The organism is Streptoverticillium reticulum (assembly GCF_047456005.1).
Lineage (GTDB): Bacteria > Actinomycetota > Actinomycetes > Streptomycetales > Streptomycetaceae > Streptomyces > Streptomyces reticulum.
This window is the reverse complement of record NZ_CP179755.1, coordinates 783,620-806,749: the sequence shown is the minus strand read 5'-3', so window position 1 is coordinate 806,749 and position 23,130 is coordinate 783,620. Positions and strand designations below refer to the sequence as shown.

The following is a 23,130-nucleotide window of genomic DNA, read 5'->3' as shown; positions in this document are numbered from 1 at the left end:
CACCGGTGACATGGCCAACTGCACCGGTGTGCCGCTCACTTGCGACGATGGTGAACGCAAAGGTTCATCCACCGAGAGGACTTGGCCTTGTCCAAGCGCATCGTCGCCTTAGCCGTCGCCACCGCAGCCCTGGCGGGAATCGCCTCGGCGCCCGGCGCGGCGGCGGGAGCACCGGAAGGTGCGGAGATCACGGTCGGCGGGCGGGTCACCAACACCGTCTCCGCCACCGCCATCGGCGTCAACACGCCCTTCTGGAACCCCTATCTGAAGGATGCCAGGACACCCGGCCTCCTCCGCAAGGCGGGCATCAGGACGCTCTCCTTCAACGCCGGAGGGCCCACCGACCTCTACCACTTCGACCACGGAGGCTGGCTCAGCCCCGACCCCAACGGCAAGAACAACGGCGGATACGAGGACCTGAACCCCGAGTTCAGCTTCGACCGGTTCGCCGCCACCGCACGCGCTGCCGACGCCCGCATGCTCGTGCACGTCAACTACGGGACGGGCCCGACCGACACCAAGACCGACCCCAGCACCCCCGGCCACCCCAAGCCCGGCGACCCCCGAGAGGCGGCCGCCTGGGTGCGCTACGCCAACAAGACCCGCCACTACGGCGTCCGCGACTGGGTCATCGGCGAGGAGACCTACCTCAACGGCTGGTTCACCATCCCCGGCCGCGACTTTCCGCACGAGCCCGACGCCCACCCCGACAAGTCCCCGGCCGCCTACGCCCGCAACGTCATCGCCTACTCCGAGGCGATGAAGGCCGTCGACCCCGGCATCCGGATCGGCATCGGGCTGTTCCCCTACGACCCGGCGAAGCTGAACGAACCCGGCTTCAACAAGGCCATGAAGGAGTGGGACGACACCGTCCTCAACACCCCCGGCCTGGCCCGCGCCGTCGACTTCGCCGACATCCACTGGTACCACGCCGCCTTCAGCCACAAGCAGAGCGACGCCGACGTGCTGGCCGACACCGCGGCCACCGGCCCCGTCCTGCGCGCCCTGCGCACCGACCTGGACCGGGCCTCGGGGCCGGGGCACCGCATCGCGGTCACCGTCGGCGAGAGCAACTCCGCGACGCTCAACGCCACCCAGCAGCAGGACAACGCCGTGGGAGCCCTCTACCTGCTGGACAACAACCTGTCGCTCCTGGAGAACGGTGCTTCCGACATCGACTGGTGGGCCCTGTACAACGGCCCCTTGAACACGGGCACCGCCAACTGGGGCGATCTCGGCCTGCTGTCGTCAGGAGCGTGCTTCACCGTCGACAAGGGCGACAAGAAGGGCAAGCAGTGCCAGCCCCCGGTGGGCACGCCCTTCGCGCCGTACTACACGATGCAGCTGCTGACCACCGCACTCAAGGGCGGCGGCAGCACCCTCGCCACCGCCGTCTCCGGCGGCAGCGACACCCTCACCACGCATGCGGTCCGCCGGGCCGACGGCACGCTCGCGGTCGTGGTGGTCAACAAGGACCCCCGGCAGACGCAGAAGATCCACCTGAACCTGCCCCGGGGCTACCGCGCCGACCGCACGCTGACATGGCAGCAGGGCGACAAGGACCCGGCCACGCAGCACGGCCGGGTGCCCTCCGCCCTCGCGCCCTACTCCGCCGCGGTCGTGCTGCTCGCGCCGCGCGACTGAGCCGCCCCGAACCACTGCCCGAGCGCGGCGTCGAGCCCGTTGAGGTCCTCGTCGCCGTCCGTGGCCCACGCGACGAAGCCGTCGGGCCGCACCAGCAGCGCCGCAAGGTCCGGGTGCGAGGTGCACCGGGCCGTGACGGTCCGCACCCGGCCCCCGCACCCCTCGGCCCGGTCGGCGAGACCGGGTCCGGCGGCGCCGAGGTCGAGCAACAAGGCCTTGCCGTCGTGGAGATGATCGGCCAGGCGCGTGCCGTCGGCGAAGACGAGGTCCGGCGCGCTGTGGCCCGTCAGCGGATGGTCGCCCGGCAGGTCGTACGCCTGCCAGACGCCCAGGATCTTCTTGACGAAGTACGTGGTGCCCGTGACGGTGTCCATCAGATCGCGCACGACGCCGCGCAGCGCCTGCGCGTGCGGCGTCAGCCGCATGACCGCGATCTGCGCCCGCGTCCACTCCAGCACCCACGCGCCGATGGGGTGCCGCTCGGCCGTGTAGGTGTCGAGCAGCCCCTCGGGGGCCGTGCCGTGCACCGTGGCGGCCAGCTTCCAGCCGAGGTTCATCGCGTCGCCGATGCCCAGGTTCAGCCCCTGGCCGCCGAACGGCGAGTGCACGTGCGCCGCGTCACCGGCCAGCAGGACGCGCCCCTTGCGATAGGTGCTCGCCTGGCGTGCGTTGTCGGTGAAGCGGGTGGCGGTGTGCACCTTGGTGATCCGGACGTCCGCTCCGGAGACCTTGCGCAGGCTGGTCTCCAGCTCCTCGGCGGTCACCGGTGCGTTCCGGTCGGCCGGCGGGCCGTCGAACTCGACGGTGAGGATCCGGCCGGGGAAGGGGCCGTGGACGTAGATGCCGGTGTCCGTGCCCTGCCAGCCGCTGCCCAGGGCCTCCGCGCCCTCCAGCTCCACCACGGCCTGATGGCCGGTGATCTCCGGGTCGGTGCCGGGGAAGTCGAAGCCCGCGAGCCGCCGGACCGTGCTGCGGCCGCCGTCGCAGCCGACCAGCCAGCCCGCGCGGATCGTCCCCCCGCTCGTGCGGACGCTCACGCCCTCGTCGTCCGCGTCGAACCCCTCGAGCTCCACGCCCCGCCGCAGCTCCACGCCCAGGGCGACGGCGCGCTCGAGGAGCACGCGCTCCAGGTCGGCCTGGGGCACCAGGCCGACGTCGCCCGCCGGGCCGAGGTGGGCGAAGTCGGGGTCGGACGTGTCCAGCAGGTTGCCGTACAGCGGTATGCCCGCGAAGTGGCCCACGAACTTCGGCGCGCTCTTCGCCGCCTGCCCCTCGGGGGCGTGCGTGCGCAGGAACTCCGTGACCTCCGTGAGACGGAGCTCCTGCACCGCGGCCATGGCGGGCAGCAGGCCCCGCCGGTCGAACGCCACCGCGCTGGGCGCGTTGATGGCCCCCGCCTTGATCGTCCTGTCGGGCTCCGGCAGTCGCTCGACGACGACCACGGCCGTCCCTGCCAGCGCGAGTTCGCAGGCCAGCATGAGGCCCGTGGGGCCGGCGCCCGCCACCACGACGTCGTAGTCCGTGGCCCTGACTTCCTGGGTCATGTCTTCCATGGCACTCACTGTAGTCACTAAAAAGATGTGGCCGCTATATAATTTTGACGTGGAGGATCACAAGGATCACAAGGATCACAGCGAGAGCCCGGGGGCCCGGCAGCCGTCCCCGCAGGGCCTGACGCTGCGCGAACGGAAGAAGCGGCAGACGCGGCAGCGCATCTCCGACGCGGCCACGGAGCTGTTCTGCGCGCGCGGCTTCGACCACGTGACCGTCGCGGAGGTCGCGGAGGCCGCGCAGGTCTCGGCCATGACGGTCTTCAACTACTTCCCGCGCAAGGAGGATCTCTTCCTCGACCGCATCCCGGAGGCCGTCGAGCTCGTCGGCCGCGCGGTCCGGGAGCGGGAGCCGGAGCACTCCCCGACGGAGGCGGTGCGCCGGACGCTGCTCGAACTCCACGACCAGCGGCACCCGTTGGCGGGAGTGGCCGACCGGTTCGTGAACTTCTGGCAGGTCGTCATCGACTCGCCCGCGCTGCAGGCCCGTGCCCGCGAAGGCGTCGAAGAGGTGGAGGACGCGCTTGCCCGCGCCATCGCGGAGGAGTGCGGCGCCGGTCCCGGCGACGAAGGCCCGCGGCTGGCCGCGGCACTGACCGTCGCCGCCTACCGCACCGCCTACCTGACCGCGGTCCGCCGCCTGCTGGCCGGCGAGCGCGCGGAGGACTTCGCCGACGAGCAACGGGCGCTGATCCACCGCGTCTTCGACGCCGTGGAGCGCGCCCTTGGGCAGTGAGACGGCGACGGGGGCGGGCCCGGCCCGCCCCCGCGCTTCATCTCGCGCTCACGTGCCTCACTTGCACAGCGGCACCGGCGACAGGTTCTGCACGTAACGCGCAGCGACGTAGCCGGGCTTGCCGTTGCCGAGCAGGTACCACAGGTCGTTCCCGTTCACGTTCGCCCCGTGCTTCTTGCAGGACAGTTCGACGACCGTCCCCGGCTTGAGGGCGCCGAGGTACGTGGACGACTGCGTCGGGCGCTCGCGTATGGACAGCGGCAGTTTGGACACCACCTTGCCCTTCGGCGGGACCGGCTTCGCCACGGCGGCCGTTGCGGCCGAGGGCGTCTGGGCACCGGCCGGAACGGCGGCCAGGAGCGTGCCCGAAGTGATCAAGAGTGCGGATGCGCCGACAGCCGCCGCACGACGTACTGGCATATACATCATCTTTCCCCCTGTTTTCTCCTCAATGGGCTCAATGGGAGATGCATGGTGTATGACTCATGGGGGAGCGAAACGGTTGCATGGGGGCGCACGGCCCGTATGCACATCCCCCCTTCGGGGGTTTCCTCCCGCAATGGGGGCGTACGGCACGGGGATTGCTGCCAGCCTCGGCGGACGACGGACGGTCATCGGGACCGTCGGGACTGTCGTAACTGCAGAGGGCGGAGCGGATGAAGCGTACGGTGACGAAAGCGCGTTGGGCGGTGCGCACGGTGGTGAGCGCGGTGGGTGCCGCGGCGGTGTTCCTGGCCTCCGGCCCCGCGGCCTTCGCGGGTACGGCGTGTGAGGGGCCGGTCTGCCTCACCGTCGACAACAGCGGCCGGTACGTCGCCCGGGCCACGGCCACGCCCGCGAAGGGCGGTGACTTCTTCGGCTACTTCGAGCTGCACGGTCCCCCCGGCCTGCAGGGCAAGAGCGCAGCGCGGCACTGGCGCGCCGGCCAGAAGTACGGCGTGGCCCTGGGCCGCGTCGTCCCCGACCACACGAAGGTCTGCGTCGACAGCTGGAAGACGTCCGAGATCAGCAAGGACGTCAAGCCCGAGCACTACGGGCGCGCCTGCGTGGAGGTCCGCGGCCAGTAGCGCTCCGGCGACCGGCACACTGGAGAGGGGAGCCCGGCGCGGGGCCGGGCGACGGCTCCTCGGAAGGAGCGCACAGTGACCGAACGCAAACCGCCGGGCGTCCGCTTCGAGTCGTGGGTCGAGCAGCAGATCCGCGCGGCGGAGGAACGGGGCGACTTCGCGAAGCTGCCGGGCTTCGGCAAGCCCCTGCCCGGCGACGCGCACAGGCCCTACGACGAGAACTGGTGGGTCAAGGAGAAGATGCGCCGCGAGCAGATCTCCTTCCTCCCGCCGGCGCTCGCCCTGCGCAAGGAGGCCGAGGACGCCCTGGCCGCCGCGGCCGGCGCCGGGACGGAGGCGCAGGTCCGGCGGATCGTCGAGGAGATCAACGAGAAGATCGCCGCGGCCCTCAGGATGCCACCCCCCGGACCGCCGCTGCAGCTCGCCCCGTTCGACGTGGAGGAGGTTCTCACGTCGTGGCGCGAGCGCCGCGGCGGTCAGGAGATGGCGTGATGTGGTGAGGACAGGTTCCGGGCCGGGCGGGCAGTGTTGGGGCGGTCAGACACCCCCCGACACACGTGAGGACGGACGACATGAGGCTCACAGCCCTGCTGACCGTGCCACTGGCCGTGGGAGCGCTGCTGGGAGTCGCGGCATCTCCCGCCCCGGCCACAGTGCACGCCCCGGTCCGGGCCGGGGCGGCGGGCGTCGCCGACGTGACGCTCACCGATGCCGACGACGGCCGCACGCTGACCGTGCAGAGCGGTACGGACCTGCGGGTCCGGCTCACCGGATCCCGCTCGCCGGACGCCACCTGGGCGTGGAGCCTGCCGACGGCGGACGACGCCGAAGTCGCCGACCGGACAACGGCGTTGACCTCCCAGAACGGCAACGCCATGGCGGACTTCCGCACGCAACAGCCCGGCACCACGGGCATCGAGGCCTACAAGCGCTGTATTCCGGAGCCCGGCCGGGCGTGTCCCCACCTGGTCGTCCTCTGGAAGGTGACCGTCATGGTGCAGGACGGCCCGGGCCGTACCGCGGAGCAGCTCTCGCTCCCCGAGCTCGTCGAACGGGCCACGGACCGGGTCCGTGCCGCGCACCCGCAAGCCGTGCTGATGCTCGCGGCGGGGGACTCGCCCGGCGGGCCGGTGCGGGACATGGACCGGGTGACGCACTGGCGGTTCGTGTTCAACAACCGCGACAACTCCTCGGAGGAGATCAGCGGAAGCCTCGACGGCACCCTCGGTCCCGTCACCCCGCACACCGGCCGGTGGATGGGCGTGCTGACGATCGGCGAGCTCCCCGCGATGACCCCGGACCAGGCGTACGACCGGCTGGAAGCCGCCGGGCACGGTGACGCCTACCGGTACGTGTCCCTCGTGAAGCCGATGGGCACGCCGCCCTGGCACCTGCAGTACCACTTCTCGCAGCACCCCGGAGGCTGCGACGGGTACGCGGTCTTCACGGGCACGGGCGAGGTGTCTCCCATCTGCGGAAGCTGAGCCCCGGCCGGCTCGGCTGAAACATGACGCAACCTGCTGGATCCGGCATATCCGCTTATGGTGACCCCATGGCGGACGGGAGCGGCGACGGCGGAGACCGTACCGGCGCCGCCGGGCGGCGCAAGCGCCCCGGCGAGCTCTGGACGGCGTTCCGCCACTCGCCGTACCTGCCGGCCACGGTGCTCGTCCTCCTCGTGGCCGCGGCCGCCGGGCTGTTCGCCGGTTCGTACTCCTACGCCATGGCCAACCCCACGCCGCACCGCGTCCCGGTGGCCGTCACCGGGGTGGCCGAGTCCAAGGTCAAGCGCGCCGCGTTCGTCCAGGGCATGGAGAAGGCCCTGGACGCCGAACTGGAGCTGCACCACTACGCCACCTACCGGGCCGCCCGGAACGCGGTGGACGAACAGCAGGTCTTCGCGATCCTCCGGGAGCGCCCCGGCAGCACCCCTGGACTGGACGTCTCCGGGGCCTCCGGAGCCACCGTGGCGCAGCTGCTGGCCACGGCTGCGCCCGAGGTCGGCGCGTCCATCGGCGTGCCGGTGACCGTGCGGGACGTCAACCCGCTCCAGCCGGGCGACCCGCGGGGCCTCGCTCTCTTCTACATCACGCTCGCCGCGGTGGTCGTCGGAATGATCGGCTCCATCCAGCTGAGCGTGCACGCCCGCGACCTCACCCCGGCCGAGCGCATCGTCTTCACCATCGCCTACGCACTCCTGGGCGGCTTCGCCATCACGGCCATCGTGGACTGGGGACTGGGCGCAGTGCGGCTGCCGTTCGTCGAGTCCTGGCTGATCCTCGCGTTCACGATGTTCACGTCGGGCATGTTCTTCACCATGTGCAACACCCTCATCGGCCGGTGGGCGATGCTTCCGACGTGGGCCGTGCTGGTCATGCTGGGCAACCCGTCCTCCGGCGGCGCGGTCTCCTGGCCGCTGCTCCCCTCACTGCTGGGCTCGATCGGCCGCTGGCTCCCGCCGGGCGCCTCGGTCAACGCCCAGCACACGGCGGTGTACTTCCGGAGCCACCAGCACGCCCTCCCCTTCGTGGTGCTGGGCGTGTGGGCGACGGTGTCCTGCGCGGTCTTCTGGATCTGGCGCCACCGGCACCCGGGCGGCCGGGAACGGGAGGTCGGCGCGGTGGCACCGGGGTGACCCGCGCCTCCCTGCTCGCTCGGCTCTCTTGATTCGTCCGTCTCACTCGACGACGCGCACGTGCTCCGCGTGGACGGTGCCGTCCGTGTCCATGGCGGGCACGTACGTCACCCGCATGCCCTCGGTGACGAAGGTGAGGTCGTCGATGGCCTCGCGGGTCACCCGCACCTCGGAGCCGTCGTCGCCGTTGATGTACCCGTAACCCCTGGCCTGGTTGAACCAGCGCACCACGCCACTGACCCTGTCGCTCATTCCCCCGCCTCCCGCAATCGGGTGCTTTCTGTCAACTACCGTGTACCACAAGGGTGTTCCCGCGGTACAGGAGTGCGGCACACGCGGGCTCCGGCGCTAGCCTGCGGCGGGGGCGTACACCCACGCCTCGGCGCCCGAGGCCAGCGGCACCAGGGTGCGCCGGTAGTCGGCGACCTCGTAGTCGTCGGCGGCGGCCAGTTCGTCGTCCGTGACGAGCAGCGCGCTGCCCTCCACGCCGTCGGCCGGGTCGCCGGTGGGCTCCAGGACGGGGTGGTGGGCGGACTTGTCGATCATCCGGAGAGCATCGCCGTGATGCGCCCGCAGGTGCAACTCGGACGATGCACTCCTCGGGCGGTGCGCTGTGTCGTGCTCAGTGGTGCCAGGCCTGCCCGCCCGTGTTGTGGATCATCCGCTGCAGCACCTTGAGGGTCACGAGGTACTCCTCGTCCGTGATGCCGTCGTGCCGTTCCGCCCACATGGCCTTCTGCCGCTCCGCACACCGCAGCCGGACGGCCTCGCCCTCGGACGTCAGCCGGAGCCGGCCCGCATCGTCGAAGACGGCCAACTCCTGTTCGACCAGGGCGTCGATCTCGCCCTGGAGGGTGTCCTTCACGTCGAGGTAACCCTGGAGGAGCGCGGTCACCTCGGCCCGGGTCTTCCCGTGCTCGTCATTCGCCTGGTTGAGGACCCACCACTGGGGCTGGCTCACGCCGAACTCGGCCAGCCCGGCCCTGATATGCGTGACGACGGCCTTGTATGCGGCCCAGCTCCAGTAGCCGATGGGCTGGTTGACGAGTTCGCTGTCGGGGTGTGAGTAGTTCATGTGCACGAAGATAGAACCTCGACCAAACTTGAGGTCAAGTCACGTATCGTGGCCCCCGAAGTAAACGATCAGTCAAGAATGAAGAGACGAGGCCCCCGTTGTCCGCGCGCACCCGCACCGTCGTCGCAGCCCTGCTGCTCCCCGTGGCTCTGGCCGGATGTTCCGGTGGCGGCCACAAAGGCACGGCAGACGCCGACGGCAGGCCGGGGTCCGCGCAAGCGGCCCTCGCCGCACTGCCGGTGAAGAAGGCGGCGTCCAAGGACGGTTACGACCGCACCAAGCAGTTCGGCTCCGCATGGTCGGACTCCACGAGTGCCCCCGGCGGGGGCAACAAGTGCGACACCCGCAACGACATACTGCGCCGCGACCTGAAGAACCCTCGATTCGAAGACGGTTCGAAGTGCGTCGTCGCCTCCGGCACCCTCGCCGACCCCTACACCGGAAAAACGATCCGCTTCGAGCGCGGCCCGAAGTCCTCGGCGGTGCAGATCGACCACATAGTGGCCCTGTCCGACGCGTGGCAGACCGGCGCCCAGAAAATCCCCCAGGACCGGCGCGAGGCCCTCGCGAACGACCCCCTCAACCTCGTCGCGGCGGACGGGCCGGCCAACATGGGCAAGGGCGACAAGAACGCCTCGGCCTGGCTCCCGGCCAACAAGGACTTCGACTGCACTTATGTGGCCCGGCAGATCGCGGTGAAGAAGCAGTACAAACTGTGGGTCACGCCCGATGAGCGCGACGCGATGAAGAAGACGCTGTCGGGCTGCCCGTCCCAGCAACTGCCGACCGAATCCACGTCCGGGGTCCCGCTCAAGCAGTAGAGGGGGCGAACGCCGGGGCGCCCCGAAACGCGGTCACCACTGTCCACCGGAGCGTGACAGCAGGGGGGCCGGCTTGTGAGGCGACCCATAGGGCCCAGGTCACATACGACTCGCGGTAGTGGACCTCGATGGGGTCAATTCGGGCATTCTGCCTGCTTTGGGGGTGTCCCTTTCCGCCCGGTCCGGTAGTAGGTCACACCTTTGCCAGCGGGTTTTTCCGCCGCTAACACTGGTCGGGTCGCACGGCGCCGTCGAACGAGACACGGCGCTTCTTTCGCGCCAATGACGGCCACTGCGACTTCGCGACTGAAAGGGATCTTCTCGCTCATGCGCTCCACCATCTCCGGCTATACCGCTCTGCCCAAGGCCCACAAGTTCTCCGCCGCTGCCGTTGCGGCGACCGGCGTCGCCGCTGTCGCCCTGGCCGCCGTCGGCGCCGGCACCGCCAGCGCCGCCCCGGCCGTCAAGACGGTCGCCCAGAACCAGGCCTTCGGCGAGACCCAGCAGGACGAGCTGAGCAAGCAGACCGACACCGCCGCCGCCCAGGCCAAGACCGCCGCTGCCGCCGCCAAGGCCGCCGAGCGCGCCGCCAAGGAGGCCGCCAGCCGTTCCACCGAGCGCGCCCCGATCAAGGCCGAGAAGGCCGAGGCCGCTGCTCCGGCTCCCAAGGCCTATGGCAACAACCTGGACGGCTGGATCACCCAGGCGCTGGACATCATGAAGGCCAAGGGCATCCCCGGCTCCTACGAGGGCATCAAGCGCAACATCATGCGCGAGTCGACCGGCAATCCCCAGGCGGTCAACGGCTGGGACGTCAACGCCCAGAACGGCATCCCCTCGAAGGGCCTGCTGCAGATCATCGACCCGACCTTCAAGGCGTACCACGTCGAGGGCACCTCCTGGGACATCTACGACCCGGTCGCCAACATCGTCGCCTCCTGCAACTACGCCGCCGACAAGTACGGCTCCATGGACAGCGTCAACTCCGCCTACTAAGAGTCGTCAAACAGACACACAAGGGCGGCGGCACCCCCACCGGGGTGCCGCCGCCCTTCCGTGTTGCTAGGCGCTCTCCGACTTGCAGGCCATGAGATACGCCTGCCGGACCCGCTCACCTTCCTCGGGCTCGCGCACCGTCGTCGCGCGCAGGGCGAAGCCGGCCTCGCGCAGCAGGCCAGTGATGCGGTCCGGCGACAGCCGGTTGAAGTCCAGCGACACTGCGTGGCCGAACGGCTCCGCGATGTGCAGGGGTTCGTCGCCCACCTGGAAGGCGACCAGCAGATGACCGCCGGGGGCCAGCAGCCGGTGGAACTCGGCGAACACGGCCGGCAGCTGCTCCTGCGGCGTGTGGATCAGGGAGTACCAGGCGACGATGCCGCCGAGGGCGCCGTCCGCCAGCTCCAGCGCGGTCATGGAGCCCTCGTCGAACCGCAGACCCGGGTGCTCCCGGCGGGCCAGGGCGACCATCGCGGGGGACAGGTCGACGCCGAAGACGTCCAGCCCGAGCGCGTGCAGGTGTGCCGTGACGCGACCCGGGCCGCACCCGAGGTCCGCGACCGGCCCGGCGGCGCGGTCCCGCGCGCGTTCGGCGAACGCGGCCAGCATGGCGCGGTCCAGTGGCGTGTCGGCGAGCACGGTCTTGTAGCGCTCGGCGTAATCGACGGCTATGGCGTCGTAGAACGCCCGCGTGGTGTGCAGATGAGAGGGCGTGGTCACGGGGGAGCACCCTAGCGCCCGGTGCAACGGAGCCGCCGCGCGGGGTGATTCGCCGGTTTCCCGGACGTGCCGGGTCCGTATGCGGCAGATTCGGCACATGAGTGGCTACGAGGACAAGGTTCCCTCCTATCTGATGTTCCGGGTGGCCCCACAGGAAGGGCCGATTGCGGCATTTGTCGAGCAGGAGGCCTGGCAGGCCCGGAAGTTGTACCCGGACCTGATGGGCGTGGGCGTCGCCGAGTTCTTCTACGCGCACGAACGCGAGGCCGGCGGCTGGGAATTGTCCGCATACGGGTGCGACACCCCGCAACAGGCCCGCGACACGCTCGGATCGCAGTTCCGCATGCGCTCCAAGGAGGCCGAGGACGCGGGCGACGAGAAGGCCGCGAGGACCTGGATGGACGCGGCACTGCGCATGGACCGCGAAGTCGTCGACGAGCTGCGCGTGCTGGGACACCGGTTCAGGATCGTCCGGGCCTCCCACTTCATCCGCATGGGCGGCAGCGGCCCCGAGCCTCCCCGCCCCTCCGACCCCGACCCCGGGGAGACCGGCGAGGCGTACCGACTGCCGTCGCGCACCCAGGGGTTCGTCGTGGACCCGGCCGCCGGCACGGGCCTCTCGGACGGCATCCTGAAGCTGGACCTCGTCCAGTTCGTCGCCGCGCGCGGCGTACCGCCCGAGGTGGCCGAGGACGCGCGCCGCGCCGCCGGACGGTATCCCGGCGGGGTGCTGCTGCCGGCCGCGTTCATGGTCTCCGAGCGGGTCGACGGCCGGTGGCGGGCGCACCGGCCCGGCGCGACCTCCTCCACGCCGCAGGGCGCCCGGGACGTACTGGCGACCTGGCTGCGGGTGATGGCACCGTTCACCATGGAACTGGACGAGGCGGAACGCGCGGTGTACGCGCAGGCCGCCGACCGGCTCGACGACAGCCGCGGCAACGTGGTGAACGTCGCCGGAACCCGCTTCCGGGTGACGCGGGTCGAACGGCTCGTCCGCGTCGGCCCCGACGGCCCGGAGGGTCCCCGGCCCTCCGACTTCGACCCCGACCCGCCCGTCGAGGTCTCGGTGCAGCAGCTGAAGGACCGGGGCGAGTGGAAGGAGGAGGACGAACCGCTCGAACTGGACGAACAGACGCTGCGGCTCAAGGAACTGTGGGAGCAGGAGGAGGCCCGTCGCGCTGCGGTGAGGGGGCGCAGGAAACGCGCAGACGGAGTGTGAGAAAAATGGCGGGTGATGGGGGAGGCAAAGGCGCAACCTTTTACGAGTCCTGAACCTCCTTCAGTTGGGTGTTCGGCCGTGTCGCCGCACGCCAGCGCAGAGCTCGCCGGAAAACGGCTCGTAAGGGAACCGAGGGATACATGGGCTTGGGAGGAAGGGCTGCGGCCCGGATGGCACGGACAAACGTGGGGAGGGGCCGCAATGCCGAGCTGTTGATGCTCGCCTTCGCGGTACTCCTCACGCTGTTCGGCTACGCCTCCGTGGGGATGGCCGTCGACGGGAAGGTGCCGGGCTCGCTGTTCGGCTACGCCCTCGGGTTTTCGGCGGTGGCCGCCGCCGCGCACGGGGTGATGCGCAGATTCGCCCCGAACGCCGATCCGTTGATCCTGCCGCTCGCCGTCGGGCTGAGCGGCCTCGGGCTGGTGCTTGTCCACCGGCTGGACATTTCGTACAAGATCCGCTGGCACTCCGCGCCGGGCGAGACCAATCAGCTGATGTGGAGCGGGATCGGCATCGCCGTGTGCCTGGCCATCGTGGTGCTCCTGAAGGACCACCGCCTGCTCCAGCGCTACCAGTACGTCATGGTGTTCGCCGCGCTCGTGCTGCTGATCGCCCCGGCGTTCTTCGGCGCGGACACCTACGGCGCGAAGCGGTGGATCGTGCTGGGCCCGCTGTCGTTCCAGCCCGGCGAGTTCGTCAAGACCGGCATCGCGGTGTTCTTCGCGGGATACCTCACGCTCTACAAGGACGCACTCGCGCTGGCCAGCCGGCGGATCATGGGCTTCTACCTGCCGCGCGGGCGGCAGTTCGGCCCGATCGCCGCGGTGTGGGTGCTGAGCCTGGTGGTGCTCATCTTCGAGCGCGACCTCGGCACCTCGCTGATCTTCTTCGGCCTGTTCGTGATCATGCTGTACGTGGCCACCGAGCGCACCAGCTGGGTCGTGATGGGTCTGCTGATGTTCTCCGTCGGAGCCGTCGTGGTCGCCTCCTTCGAGCCCCACGTGCACGGCCGTGTCGCCGCCTGGCTGCACCCGATGGACTACTACAAGGTGCCCCGGCCCGCCGAGATCGTCTCCGACCAGGCCGCACAGGCGCTGTTCAGCTTCGGCAGCGGCGGCGTCATGGGCACCGGCCTCGGCAAGGGCCACTCGGACCTCATCAAGTTCGCCGGGCGCAGCGACTTCATCCTGACCACGGTCGGCGAGGAGCTCGGGCTCGCCGGCACGATGGCGGTCTTCGTGCTGTTCGCGCTGCTCGTCCAGCGCGGTCTGCGGGCCGCGCTCGACGCCCGCGACCCGTTCGGCAAGCTGCTGGCGACGGGCCTGGCCAGCGCCCTGGCGCTGCAGGTCTTCGTGGTCTGCGGCGGTGTCATGGGCCTGATCCCGCTGACCGGCAAGGCGCTGCCGTTCCTCGCGTCCGGCGGCTCGTCCCAAGTGGCGACCTGGGTGCTCATCGCGCTGCTGATCAAGATCAGTGATGCGGCGCGGAAACCCGATCCGGAGCCGGCGCCCGACGAGGACGACCAGGCGACGCAGCTGATCAGACACTGAGAACACGCAGAGGCCGGACCCGAGGGGGTCCGGCCTCTGCCGTCTCCGGTCATCGTCAGGGCGTCTGCCGGGGTGCGTCGACGACGGCGCGTTCCAGGACGGCGGTGGCGTGGACGAGCGTGCCCGCCGTGCCCCGGTCGCTCGTCCTGGTCAGGCAGGTGCGGGAGCCGAGGTAGCCGAGGCTCTGCCGGTCGAAGACCCACTCCGTGCGCTCACCGAGTTGCTTGTCCTCACGGGCGATGGCGATGCCGTGCCGGCCCTTGGCATCCGTCGCGTCGGGGATCTCGACAACGCCCGGAATCTTTGCGGCCGCCTTGTAGAGGGCGGCTTCGGTCTCGGGCGGCATGACGGCCGACAGGAGTCCGCCGAAGGCCTCGAAGACGGTCTGGTCCCCGTCCTGGCCCTTGACCGGCCGGACCTCCTTGCGGAGCCGCTCGTACAGGGCGTCGGGGTCGGTGGGCAGCGAGGCCAGCCACTGGTACGTCGGCCGGTCGAGGCCCGCCGGGACGGGATCGCCCATGACCGGGAAGTACTTCCCGTCCTGCTTGAGCAGCCCCTGGTCGTCCTTCCGCGGAGCCGACCTCTGGGGCAGCCAGTTCTCCCACTCCTTCGGCTCGCTCACCTTCACGGGCTTGTAGTGGACGGTCTCGGTCGTCAGGCCCCGCAGGTACACGTACTGGTCCTCGCGCACCGGCCCGGTGCCGGACTTCATGGCCACCGCCGCGATCCGGTCCAGCAGCACGACCGCTCCGCGGCCGGAGGCCGCTTCGGTACGGGGCGCTTCGGCGGGTGTCTGGGTGCGGTGTGCGTCCGGCAGCGTCGCGATCAGGACGCCGGCGACGGCCAGCGCCGTGGCGGGCATCAGTACGGCGGGGCGCAGCAGCCGGCGCCGGACCGTCGCGGCCAGCGCGCGGTCGCGGTCGATCTGCCGCATCAGCCGCTCCTTGTGGTGAAGGTGCCGGCCGGGCGGCAGGTCCCGTTCGGCCGGCGGCGGCAGCAGCCGGGACAGCTCTTCGCGCTCGGTGGTGTTCATCGGGCCTCCTCCTGGACGGTCAGGGCCGCGAAGGCGGCACCGCTCGGTGAATCCGGTGCTTCGAGTGGCTGGTCGGCGAGCCGGCGGAGCCGGGCACGGGCGCGGGACAGGCGGGAACGCACCGTCCCCACCGGAATGTCCAGGGCCTCCGCGACCTGCGCGTAGTCCAGCCCGGACCACACGCACAGGACGAGCACCTCCCGTTCCGGGCGCCGCAGACTGCCCAGGGCCCGGCGGACCGCGGCCAGCTGCCGTGCGTCGTCGATCCGTCCGGCCGCCTCGTCGGCGAAGTCCGCCACCGGCTCCGGGGCCGGGCGGCGGGCCAGGAAGGCGAGACGCCGGCCGACGCTGCGGTTGGCGTTGCGCGCCTTGTTCGTCGCGATCCCCAGCAGCCACGGCCTGAGCGAATCGCCGTCCGGCTCCAGCCGCTCCCGGGTGCGCCATGCCTCCAGGAAGGTCTCGGACATCACCTCCTCCGCCGTCGACCAGTCGCCGGTCAGCCGGTAGGCGTGGTTGTAGACCGTCCGCGCATGCTCCTCGTAGAGCTGGGCGAACGCGTCGCGGTCACCTGCTCGTAGTCGTGCGCGCATGCGGTCTCCTGTGTTTTGTGGTGCTCACACATCATTGCTCTCCGCGGCGCGCAGGCGGTTCCGGGTGACCTGGGTCACGTGTGCCGGTGGCGCCGTACGTAGACTCCGGCGCGGGCGGCGGCCTCGGCGGCCTCCGCGGCCCGGTCGGCGGCGGCCCGGTCGGGCGGGGTGTCGCCGGTCAACAGGCGGTAGTAGAGCGGGGCGGAGACGGCGCGGACGACCTCGTGCGGGTCGGTGTCCTCGGGCACCTCGCCCCGGTCGGCGGCCTGCTGCACGCACGGTGCCCACTCGGCGACTCGGGTGTCGTAGAAGCAGTGCAGGGCTTCGGCGGTCCGGGCGTCCCATGTGGCGGCCGCGATCACCGCCTTGAACAGCGGCCCTTGCCGTGCGTCGGTGAGCGTGCGCTGGACGAGCCGGGCGTTGGCCCTGAGGTCGCCGAGCAGGGAGCCGGTCTCGGTCCGGGGCAGGGACTGCTCGGCCATGTCCTGCAGCAGGTCGGCCACGAGGGCGGTCACCGTTCCCCAGCGGCGGTAGACGGTCGTCCTGCCCACCTGCGCGCGGCGTGCGACATCGCCGAGGTCGAGGTGGGCGAAGCCCTGCTCGGCCAGTACGTCCCCGGCCGCCTGCAGGACCGCCGCCCGCACCCGGGCGGTGCGCCCGCCGGGACGCACGGTCCCCGGCTCCGGCTCGGGCACTGGCTCCTCGGACTTCATAACGGGACTCCTGTTCCTTTAATGGCTCGCAGCTGGTACGGTCGTTGCATCCTAACGGGATCGTAGAACCGTTTATGGGAGGGGATTCGTCATGGAATACAGACAGCTGGGAACGTCCGGCCTCATGGTCCCGGAGCTGAGCTTCGGTGCGGGCACCTTCGGCGGCCGGGGAGAGCTGTTCGAGGCCTGGGGCACCACCGGCGCCCAGGAGGCGCGCCGCCTGGTGGACATCTGCCTCGACGCCGGGGTCACCATGTTCGACACCGCCGACGTCTACTCCGGCGGCGCCTCGGAAGAAGTGCTGGGCCAGGCCGTCAAGGGCCGCCGGGACCGGGTGCTCCTGTCCACCAAGACCGGCCTGCCCATGGGTGACGGACCCCACGACGCCGGCACCTCCCACGCACGCTTGATCCGCGCCTGCGAGGACGCGTTGCGCCGGCTCGGCACCGACTACATCGACCTCTTCCAGTTGCACGCCTTCGACGCGGCCACGCCGGTCGAGGAGGTGCTGGACGCGCTCGACCAGCTCGTACGGGCGGGCAAGGTGCGGCACACCGGCGTCTCCAACTTCTCCGGCTGGCAGCTGATGAAGTCCCTCGCGGCAGCGGAACGGCACGGTCGCCCCCGCTACGCCGCGCACCAGGTCTACTACTCGCTCGTCGGCCGCGACTACGAGTGGGAGCTGATGCCGCTCGCTGCCGACCAGGGCGTCGGCGCCGTCGTCTGGAGCCCGCTCGGGTGGGGGCGGCTCACCGGCAAGGTGCGCCGCGGGCAGCCGCTCCCGGAGCACAGCCGTCTGCACCGCACCGCCGACTACGGCCCGCCGGTCGCGGACGAGGACCTCTACCGCGTGGTCGACGTCCTCGACGAGATCGCGCAGGAGACCGGCAGGTCCGTACCCCAGATCGCGATCAACTGGCTGCTGCAGCGGCCGACCGTCTCCTCGGTCATCATCGGCGCCCGCAACGAGGAACAGCTCCTCCAGAACCTCGGGGCCGTCGGCTGGGCGCTCACCCCCGACCAGATAGCCCGGCTCGACGCGGCCAGCGCCCGGCCGGCCCCGTACCCGTACTACCCCTACTACCGGCAGGAAGCCTTCGCCCGCCTCTCGCCGCCCATCGTCAGGTAGGCGTCGTGGACCTGCTGTCCCTGCGGTACTTCCAGGCCGTCGCCCGCCACGAGCACATCAGCCGCGCCGCGGACGAACTGCGCGTCGCCCAGCCCTCGGTGAGCCGCACCATCGCCCGGCTCGAAACCGAGCTCGGCGTCCCCCTCTTCGACCGCCAGGGCCGCCGCATCCGCCTCAACCGCTACGGCACCGCCTTCCTGCGCCGCGTCGACCGCGCGCTGGCCGAACTCGACGACGCCCGCCGCGAACTCGCCGACGCGGCAGGGCCGGAACGGGGCAGCGTCGCCGTCGGCGCCGAGACCATGCTCACTCTCGCCGGGCTGCTGGCCGCCTTCCGGGACCGGCACCCCGGCGTCACCGTCCGCCTCTTCCAGTCCCACGCCCAGGAAATGGAACGCCGGCTCCGCGACCGCGAAGTGGACTTCTGCGTCGCCTCGCAACCGCTCGCCGGGCCCTCGCTGGCCTCGCTCGAACTCCTCCGGGAGGAGGTGCTGCTCGCCGTCCCGCCCGGCCACCGGCTGGCCGGGCGGGAGCGCGTCGGCATCGCCGAGCTCGCGGACGAGACCTTCGTCAGTACCCGCCCGGGCCACTGGCAACGCGCCCTGCTGGACCGGCTGTTCGCCGAGGCGGGCCTGGTCCCCGCCATTACGTGCGAGGGCATCGAGCCCGGCGCGACCCAGGAACTGATCAGCGCGGGCCTCGGTATCGGCCTCATACCCGAGATGTCCTGCCACGGCGCGGCCGTCGCCCCGGTCGCGTGGGTGCGGCTCGACGCGCCCGGCTGCCACCGCACCCTCACGCTCGTCTGGCGGCAGGACGCCTATGTCTCCGCCGCCGCCCGGCACTTCCGGGAGCTCGCCGTCGAGCACTTCGGCGGGATGCAATCATGCTTTTAGCGGCATGAACATATGGCAGAACTGGTCGTGGAAGGTATGAGAGTTCGTCTCTACGGTCGAGGATGAGTGCTCCGCCCGCCAAGGAGGTACGGCCCATGGCCAGCCCCAACCGTCCCACCGACCCCGCCGCGTCCGGGGAGTTCGTCGGCTACATGGACGCGATCCTCGCCGCCCTCGCCGTGCACGACCCGGCGCACACGGTGCTGACCGCTGCCGACGGACGCCGCATCGCCGCGGGGGAGTTCCGCGACGACGTATTGCAGACGGCGTGGGACCTGGCCGGCCGCGGCGTCGGCCGTGGCACCGTCGTGTGCCTGCTCACCGGCAACACCCCCGAGGCCGTTGCCGCCCGCTATGCCGTGAACCTCACCGGCGCCTGCGTGACCAGTCTCTACGAGGGCATGGCTCCCGAGACCCTGGCCCGCATCGCCGAGAGCGTCGAAGCCGCCGTGCTGCTCGTCGACTCCACCCGGTATGAGGATGCGAAGGAACTGCTGCCCTTGGTCCCGGGCCTCGCGGTGTTCACCCTGGGGCCCGGCCCCTTCGGCGAGGACCTGCAGGCGAGCTCCGCACGGCACGAGCCGCGGTCGTTCGCGTGCCCGGCAGGCCCGGAGGACGTCTGGAGCATCCGCCACACGGGCGGAACCACCGGGATCCCCAAGGGAATTCCCATGGCACACGGCCCCTACGCCGCCTCCGTGAACCAGCCCGCGAACCAACCCGCCGACGAGCCGCAGCGCTACCTCGCCTGCACGCCCCTCGCCCATCTCGCGGGTGTCTTCACCGACATGACCCTCCTCCAGGGCGGATCCGTCGTCCTGCAGCACTCCTTCGACCCCGGCGAGGTCCTCGCCGCGATCGAACGGGAGCGCATCACCGACGTGTTCGTCCTGCCGCCCTTGCTCTACCAGCTGCTCGATCACCCGCACCTGGCCGCCACCGACCACTCCAGCCTCCGCCGGCTCGCCTACGGCGGTTGCGCCGCCTCGCCCACCCGGCTGCGCCGCGCCGCCGAGGTGTTCGGGCCGGTGCTCTACGGCGCCTACGGGCAGTCGGAGGCCCTCACCCTCACCCTGGTGACACCGGAGGAGCATGCGGTGACCGGACGCGACGGCCGGATCACCACGGGCCGCCCGCTGCCCGGCGTCGAACTCGCCATCCGCGACGCGGCGGGCCGCACCCTGCCTCCGGGGGAGGAGGGCGAGATCAACGTGCGGTCCGCCGGGATGATGCGCGGTTACTGGAAGCAGCCCGAGCTCACCGCCGAGGTGATCCGGAACGGCTGGCTGCGCACCGGGGACGTCGGCTATCTCGACGAGAACGGCTACCTGTTCATCGTCGACCGGATCAAGGACATGATCATCGTGGTCGGCGGGCACGTCTACCCGGCCGAACTGGAGGACCTGATCCTCACCCACCCCGACGTCGCCCAGTGCGCGGTCTTCGGCGTCCGCCACGACGACGCGGCCGAGCAGGTCCACGTCGCCGTCGTCCCCACGGCCGGACGCCGCCCCGGCCTGGACGGGCTGCGCACGTTCGTCACCGCTCACAAGGGCCCGATGTACGCCCCGAAGGCCGTGCACCTGGTCCCGGCGATCCCGCTCACCTCCGTGGGCAAGCCGGACAGGAAGCAGCTGCAGGCCACGTACCGCAGCAGTGCCGCTGACTGATCAGGCCTCGGGCCGACGGCCGAAGTGCACGGTCTTGGCGGTCAGCAGGAACAGGTCCGCCCGGCGGTCGACGCCCGCCGGGTCGGCCGGGTCGAGCAGCCGGTCCAGGGTCGCCATGTCGTCGGGGTCCAGGAACTCGCCGAGCATGGAGCGCATCCGCTCCAGCCACAGGCGCACCGACCGCCGCGCCCCGTCGTCGAGGGGAGCGGGACGGTCCACCAGGAAGGACTTGCTGCGGACATCGGTGAGACCGGCGGTGCGCAGCATGCCGGACCAGTCCTCCACCACCGCGACCGTTCCGGGCAGTTCGTCCCGCATCCGGTTGTAGTTCAGCGCGCGCGCCGCATCCAGCCGCTCCTGCAGGCCGGGGCGTCCGAAGCCCAGGTCGCGCGGCAGCCAGCGGGCCGGCAGCCCGCCCTCGACGATGGCCAGCGTGCCGCCGGGCTCCAACAGCCGGGCCAGTCGGCCCAGTGCGTCTTGCTGGTCGCCGACGTGGTGCACGACCTGCGCCGACCACACCAGGTCGGCAGGCTCCAGGTCGGCGAGCCCCTCGGGGAACGCGGCCTCCCGGGTCCGCAGCCGCACACCGAGCCGCCCGGCGCGCTCCTGGGCCCGGGCGAGCAGCTCCGGCGTCCCGTCCACCGCGGTGACCTCGGCCTTCGGGAACGTCTCCGCCAGTCGGCAGGCCGCGACGCCGGGGCCGCTGCCGATGTCCAGGATCCGCCGCGGGTTCAGGTGCGCCAGCTCCTGCAGGGCCTGGCGCACGTAGGGGCTGTGCGTCTCGCCCTCGAGCTCCAGCAGATCGGCCATGGCGGCCCAGTCGAAGTCGCCGTCTGCGTGAGAGTGCGTGTGGGTGTGCGTGTTGGTGTGCGTGTGCTTGCCCATGTTCGTTCCCCTTCCCTCTGTCCGGTACCGCCGACCATGCGCTCGGCCGACGCGGATTGACAAAACTTGTTGCCGTTTCTGCAATAGAGGGATGGAAGACGTGCTCGCCGCCGTGGGGCCGAGGCTCAAGCACATCCGGCAGCAGCGCGGATGCACGCTCGCGGCACTCTCGAAGACGACCGGGATCTCGGTCAGCACCCTGTCCCGGCTGGAGTCCGGGCAGCGCAGGCCGAGCCTGGAACTGCTGCTGCCTATCGCCCAGGCCCACCAGGTGCCGCTGGACGAGCTGGTCGGCGCCCCGCCGGTCGGCGACCCGCGGGTCCGGCTCAAGCCGTTCCGGCGCGGGGATGCCACGATGGTGCCGCTGACCCGGCAGCCCGGCGGGCCGCAGGCGTTCAAGATGGTGGTGGGCACCGCCCGCAGCACCCCCGAACCGCGTACGCACGAGGGGTACGAGTGGCTGTACGTACTCAGCGGGCAGCTGCGGCTGGTCCTCGCCGAGCACGACGTCGTGCTCTCGGCGGGTGAGGCGGCCGAGTTCGACACCCGGCTGCCGCACTGGTTCGGCAGCACGGGGGAGGCGCCGGTGGAGATCCTCAGCCTGTTCGGTCCGCAGGGTGAGCGCATGCACGTCCGCGCGAAGCCGAACAGGGGCGGGGGCGCCCGGAGCGAGTGACTCCGGCAGCGGAAACCCCGAATTTCCGGACGCAGGATTGAGGGTTTCTACTGTCGGAGGCAGCTGCTCCGGCACCGGATGCAGGAGGGATACGCCGGCGTGCCTTTGAGCGAGTCGCAAGGATCGGACACGCCGGGTGTGCCGGAGCTGTTGGGGCTGGGGGTCGACGAAGGCTCGGGTGCCGGTGCCGGGGGTGTGCCGCCGTGGCGGCAGTAGTCACCCGCAGGGCCTGTTGTGGGGCAGGGGAGGGCGGGTGCGGCCGCCACAGTACTGTGGGCAGGGAGGGCGACGGCTGCCCCTGCGCTGCCGACGAGGAGCGCAGCGGCCACAACGGCGGCTGCGCGTCCGGCGATTCGCGTGAACATCTGGACCTCCGGTTCCGGTGGTGGTGTGGAAGGCACGGTAGCCGGGCGGTGATTGACTACGCGCATGGATTTCGCGCGAGCATGCCCTCCCTGCACGGACGTGCCGACAAACCGTTCCGGCCGTCGGGAAGCGCCCCCGTTCGACCCCGAACTGAGCGTGGCGCTGGCGGCTTTGGGGGACGGGGTGAGGGAGCCGTTCACCCCGGAGAACCTTGCGGCCCGGCAGGAGCGGGACGCTGCGGCCCGGCCCCGGCCGACGGTTCGGGAGCTGCAGGCCGACGGCCGCTTCGAGGTCGATGAGCTGCGTGTGCCGGGGACATCGGGTGACCCGGACGTCACGCTCGTGAGCGCACGGCCCGCCGGGATCGCCGGTCCGCTGCCGCTGCTGTACTACATGCACGGCGGCGGAATGATCATGGGCAATGCGTGGTCCGTACTGCCGCGGCTGCTGCACGAATGGGCTCTCGCGCTGGAGTTGGCCGTCGTCTCCGTCGAGTACCGGTTGGCACCGAAGACGCAGTACCCCGGGCCGCTGGAGGACTGCTGCACCGGATTCGTCTGGACGGCCGAGCACGCCGACCGGCTGGGCGTCGACGCGGACCGCATCATCATCGGAGGAAAGAGCGCCGGCGGCGGACTCGCCGCGGCTCTCGCCCTGTTGGCCCGTGACCGAGGCGGGCCCGTACCGATCGGGCAACTGCTTCTGTCTCCGATGCTCGACGACCGCAACGACACGTTCTCCAGCCACCAGATGGCAGGCGTCGACACCTGGGACCGCACCTCCAACGCCACCGTGTGGCGGGCGCTGCTGGGCGACCGGTACGGCGCTGCGGATCTGCCGCCCTACGCGGCTCCCGCCCGCGCCACGGATCTGTCCGGGCTGCCTCCGGCCTATCTCGACGTCGGGTCGGCCGAGACCTTCCGGGACGAGGGCGTGGCCTACGCCAATGCGATCTGGCAGTCCGGCGGCCAGGCCGAACTGCACGTGTGGCCCGGGGCGTTCCACGGCTTCGACACCTTCGCGCCACGGGCCGCCCTCAGTCAGGATGCCCGGAATGCCCGTACGCGCTGGCTCCGGCGCATCCTCACGCAGTCCCGTGCGGGCGGCGGGCGGGCGCCCGCCGCCGTCGGGTGACCGGTCAGCTCGAAGTCACCGGCGG

General features: G+C 71.1%; 25 protein-coding genes. 15 read left to right on the top strand and 10 right to left on the bottom strand.

Annotation, left to right across the window (positions count from 1 at the left end; all coding sequences use genetic code 11):
• Window positions 1–87 precede the first annotated feature (87 nt).
• Window positions 88–1,644: a hypothetical protein gene (locus ACMATS_RS03645; RefSeq protein ID WP_414166849.1), complete on the top strand. Its 1,557-nt coding sequence runs from the start codon at window positions 88–90 to the stop codon at window positions 1,642–1,644.
• Here the strand turns inward: ACMATS_RS03645 and ACMATS_RS03640 are convergent.
• Window positions 1,605–3,188, bottom strand: coding sequence for an FAD-dependent monooxygenase (locus ACMATS_RS03640; protein ID WP_414170650.1), 1,584 nt, complete (start codon window positions 3,186–3,188; stop codon window positions 1,605–1,607). The genes ACMATS_RS03645 and ACMATS_RS03640 overlap by 40 nt on opposite strands.
• A gap of 58 nt (window positions 3,189–3,246) precedes the next feature.
• Between ACMATS_RS03640 and ACMATS_RS03635 the strand changes: the two genes are divergently transcribed.
• The gene (locus tag ACMATS_RS03635; protein WP_414166848.1) at window positions 3,247–3,930 is read left to right on the top strand and encodes a TetR/AcrR family transcriptional regulator; all 684 of its coding nucleotides are present in this window, start codon (window positions 3,247–3,249) and stop codon (window positions 3,928–3,930) included.
• A gap of 57 nt (window positions 3,931–3,987) precedes the next feature.
• On the opposite strand, the gene ACMATS_RS03630 is transcribed toward ACMATS_RS03635, so the two are convergent.
• The gene (locus tag ACMATS_RS03630) at window positions 3,988–4,350 is read right to left on the bottom strand and encodes an SH3 domain-containing protein (RefSeq protein WP_391149699.1); all 363 of its coding nucleotides are present in this window, start codon (window positions 4,348–4,350) and stop codon (window positions 3,988–3,990) included.
• Window positions 4,351–4,598: 248 nt separating this feature from the next.
• Between ACMATS_RS03630 and ACMATS_RS03625 the strand changes: the two genes are divergently transcribed.
• From ACMATS_RS03625 to ACMATS_RS03610, 4 genes are all read left to right on the top strand, one after another.
• A complete protein-coding gene (locus tag ACMATS_RS03625; RefSeq protein ID WP_390778893.1) occupies window positions 4,599–4,997 on the top strand; it encodes a hypothetical protein in 399 nt (132 codons plus the stop codon).
• 75 nt (window positions 4,998–5,072) lie between these two features.
• Complete coding sequence (locus ACMATS_RS03620) at window positions 5,073–5,489, top strand: DUF1992 domain-containing protein (RefSeq protein ID WP_390778894.1); 417 nt, start codon at window positions 5,073–5,075, stop codon at window positions 5,487–5,489.
• Between the two features lie 80 nt (window positions 5,490–5,569).
• Window positions 5,570–6,481: a hypothetical protein gene (locus ACMATS_RS03615; RefSeq protein ID WP_414166847.1), complete on the top strand. Its 912-nt coding sequence runs from the start codon at window positions 5,570–5,572 to the stop codon at window positions 6,479–6,481.
• A 68-nt stretch (window positions 6,482–6,549) separates the two neighbouring features.
• Window positions 6,550–7,632, top strand: a complete 1,083-nt coding sequence (locus tag ACMATS_RS03610; protein ID WP_390778896.1) for an ABC transporter permease — start codon at window positions 6,550–6,552, stop codon at window positions 7,630–7,632.
• 42 nt (window positions 7,633–7,674) lie between these two features.
• On the opposite strand, the gene ACMATS_RS03605 is transcribed toward ACMATS_RS03610, so the two are convergent.
• From ACMATS_RS03605 to ACMATS_RS03595, 3 genes are all read right to left on the bottom strand, one after another.
• The gene (locus ACMATS_RS03605; RefSeq protein WP_390778897.1) at window positions 7,675–7,884 is read right to left on the bottom strand and encodes a cold shock domain-containing protein; all 210 of its coding nucleotides are present in this window, start codon (window positions 7,882–7,884) and stop codon (window positions 7,675–7,677) included.
• 96 nt (window positions 7,885–7,980) lie between these two features.
• Entirely contained in the window at window positions 7,981–8,214 is a 234-nt protein-coding gene (locus tag ACMATS_RS03600; RefSeq protein WP_414166846.1) for a gamma-glutamylcyclotransferase, read from the bottom strand.
• A gap of 40 nt (window positions 8,215–8,254) precedes the next feature.
• The gene (locus tag ACMATS_RS03595; protein ID WP_414166845.1) at window positions 8,255–8,707 is read right to left on the bottom strand and encodes a MarR family winged helix-turn-helix transcriptional regulator; all 453 of its coding nucleotides are present in this window, start codon (window positions 8,705–8,707) and stop codon (window positions 8,255–8,257) included.
• 98 nt (window positions 8,708–8,805) lie between these two features.
• Here ACMATS_RS03595 and ACMATS_RS03590 point away from each other — a divergent pair, with 98 nt between their 5' ends.
• Complete coding sequence (locus ACMATS_RS03590) at window positions 8,806–9,528, top strand: HNH endonuclease family protein (protein WP_390778900.1); 723 nt, start codon at window positions 8,806–8,808, stop codon at window positions 9,526–9,528.
• Window positions 9,529–9,855: 327 nt separating this feature from the next.
• Entirely contained in the window at window positions 9,856–10,524 is a 669-nt protein-coding gene (locus ACMATS_RS03585; protein WP_414166844.1) for a transglycosylase SLT domain-containing protein, read from the top strand.
• Window positions 10,525–10,590: 66 nt separating this feature from the next.
• Here the strand turns inward: ACMATS_RS03585 and ACMATS_RS03580 are convergent, their stop codons facing one another.
• Window positions 10,591–11,244 (bottom strand): class I SAM-dependent DNA methyltransferase, encoded by a 654-nt coding sequence (locus tag ACMATS_RS03580; protein ID WP_390782422.1) that lies wholly within the window; start codon window positions 11,242–11,244, stop codon window positions 10,591–10,593.
• A gap of 97 nt (window positions 11,245–11,341) precedes the next feature.
• Here ACMATS_RS03580 and ACMATS_RS03575 point away from each other — a divergent pair, with 97 nt between their 5' ends.
• Together ACMATS_RS03575 and ACMATS_RS03570 are read left to right on the top strand one after the other, a co-directional pair.
• Window positions 11,342–12,463, top strand: a complete 1,122-nt coding sequence (locus ACMATS_RS03575; protein WP_390782423.1) for a DUF5954 family protein — start codon at window positions 11,342–11,344, stop codon at window positions 12,461–12,463.
• Between the two features lie 170 nt (window positions 12,464–12,633).
• A complete protein-coding gene (locus ACMATS_RS03570; protein WP_390782424.1) occupies window positions 12,634–14,013 on the top strand; it encodes an FtsW/RodA/SpoVE family cell cycle protein in 1,380 nt (459 codons plus the stop codon).
• Between the two features lie 55 nt (window positions 14,014–14,068).
• Here the strand turns inward: ACMATS_RS03570 and ACMATS_RS03565 are convergent, their stop codons facing one another.
• The 3 genes from ACMATS_RS03565 to ACMATS_RS03555 form a co-directional block, all read right to left on the bottom strand.
• Window positions 14,069–15,046: a CU044_5270 family protein gene (locus ACMATS_RS03565; protein ID WP_414166843.1), complete on the bottom strand. Its 978-nt coding sequence runs from the start codon at window positions 15,044–15,046 to the stop codon at window positions 14,069–14,071.
• Complete coding sequence (locus tag ACMATS_RS03560; protein ID WP_414166842.1) at window positions 15,043–15,636, bottom strand: RNA polymerase sigma factor; 594 nt, start codon at window positions 15,634–15,636, stop codon at window positions 15,043–15,045. The genes ACMATS_RS03565 and ACMATS_RS03560 overlap by 4 nt, the downstream gene beginning before the upstream one ends.
• A 74-nt stretch (window positions 15,637–15,710) precedes the next feature.
• The gene (locus ACMATS_RS03555; protein WP_414166841.1) at window positions 15,711–16,349 is read right to left on the bottom strand and encodes a TetR/AcrR family transcriptional regulator; all 639 of its coding nucleotides are present in this window, start codon (window positions 16,347–16,349) and stop codon (window positions 15,711–15,713) included.
• 91 nt (window positions 16,350–16,440) lie between these two features.
• Between ACMATS_RS03555 and ACMATS_RS03550 the strand changes: the two genes are divergently transcribed.
• The 3 genes from ACMATS_RS03550 to ACMATS_RS03540 all read left to right on the top strand — a co-directional run bounded on the left by ACMATS_RS03550 (window position 16,441) and on the right by ACMATS_RS03540 (window position 20,044).
• The gene (locus ACMATS_RS03550; RefSeq protein WP_414166840.1) at window positions 16,441–17,478 is read left to right on the top strand and encodes an aldo/keto reductase; all 1,038 of its coding nucleotides are present in this window, start codon (window positions 16,441–16,443) and stop codon (window positions 17,476–17,478) included.
• Between the two features lie 5 nt (window positions 17,479–17,483).
• The gene (locus ACMATS_RS03545) at window positions 17,484–18,374 is read left to right on the top strand and encodes a LysR family transcriptional regulator (RefSeq protein ID WP_390782429.1); all 891 of its coding nucleotides are present in this window, start codon (window positions 17,484–17,486) and stop codon (window positions 18,372–18,374) included.
• 95 nt (window positions 18,375–18,469) lie between these two features.
• Window positions 18,470–20,044, top strand: a complete 1,575-nt coding sequence (locus ACMATS_RS03540; RefSeq protein WP_414166839.1) for an AMP-binding protein — start codon at window positions 18,470–18,472, stop codon at window positions 20,042–20,044.
• On the opposite strand, the gene ACMATS_RS03535 is transcribed toward ACMATS_RS03540, so the two are convergent.
• A complete protein-coding gene (locus ACMATS_RS03535) occupies window positions 20,045–20,929 on the bottom strand; it encodes a class I SAM-dependent methyltransferase (protein ID WP_414166838.1) in 885 nt (294 codons plus the stop codon).
• A 91-nt stretch (window positions 20,930–21,020) separates the two neighbouring features.
• On the opposite strand from ACMATS_RS03535, the gene ACMATS_RS03530 reads away from it, so the two are divergent.
• Together ACMATS_RS03530 and ACMATS_RS03525 are read left to right on the top strand one after the other, a co-directional pair.
• A complete protein-coding gene (locus ACMATS_RS03530; protein ID WP_414166837.1) occupies window positions 21,021–21,605 on the top strand; it encodes a helix-turn-helix domain-containing protein in 585 nt (194 codons plus the stop codon).
• A gap of 465 nt (window positions 21,606–22,070) precedes the next feature.
• Window positions 22,071–23,105, top strand: a complete 1,035-nt coding sequence (locus tag ACMATS_RS03525; protein ID WP_414166836.1) for an alpha/beta hydrolase — start codon at window positions 22,071–22,073, stop codon at window positions 23,103–23,105.
• Window positions 23,106–23,130: the final 25 nt, after the last annotated feature.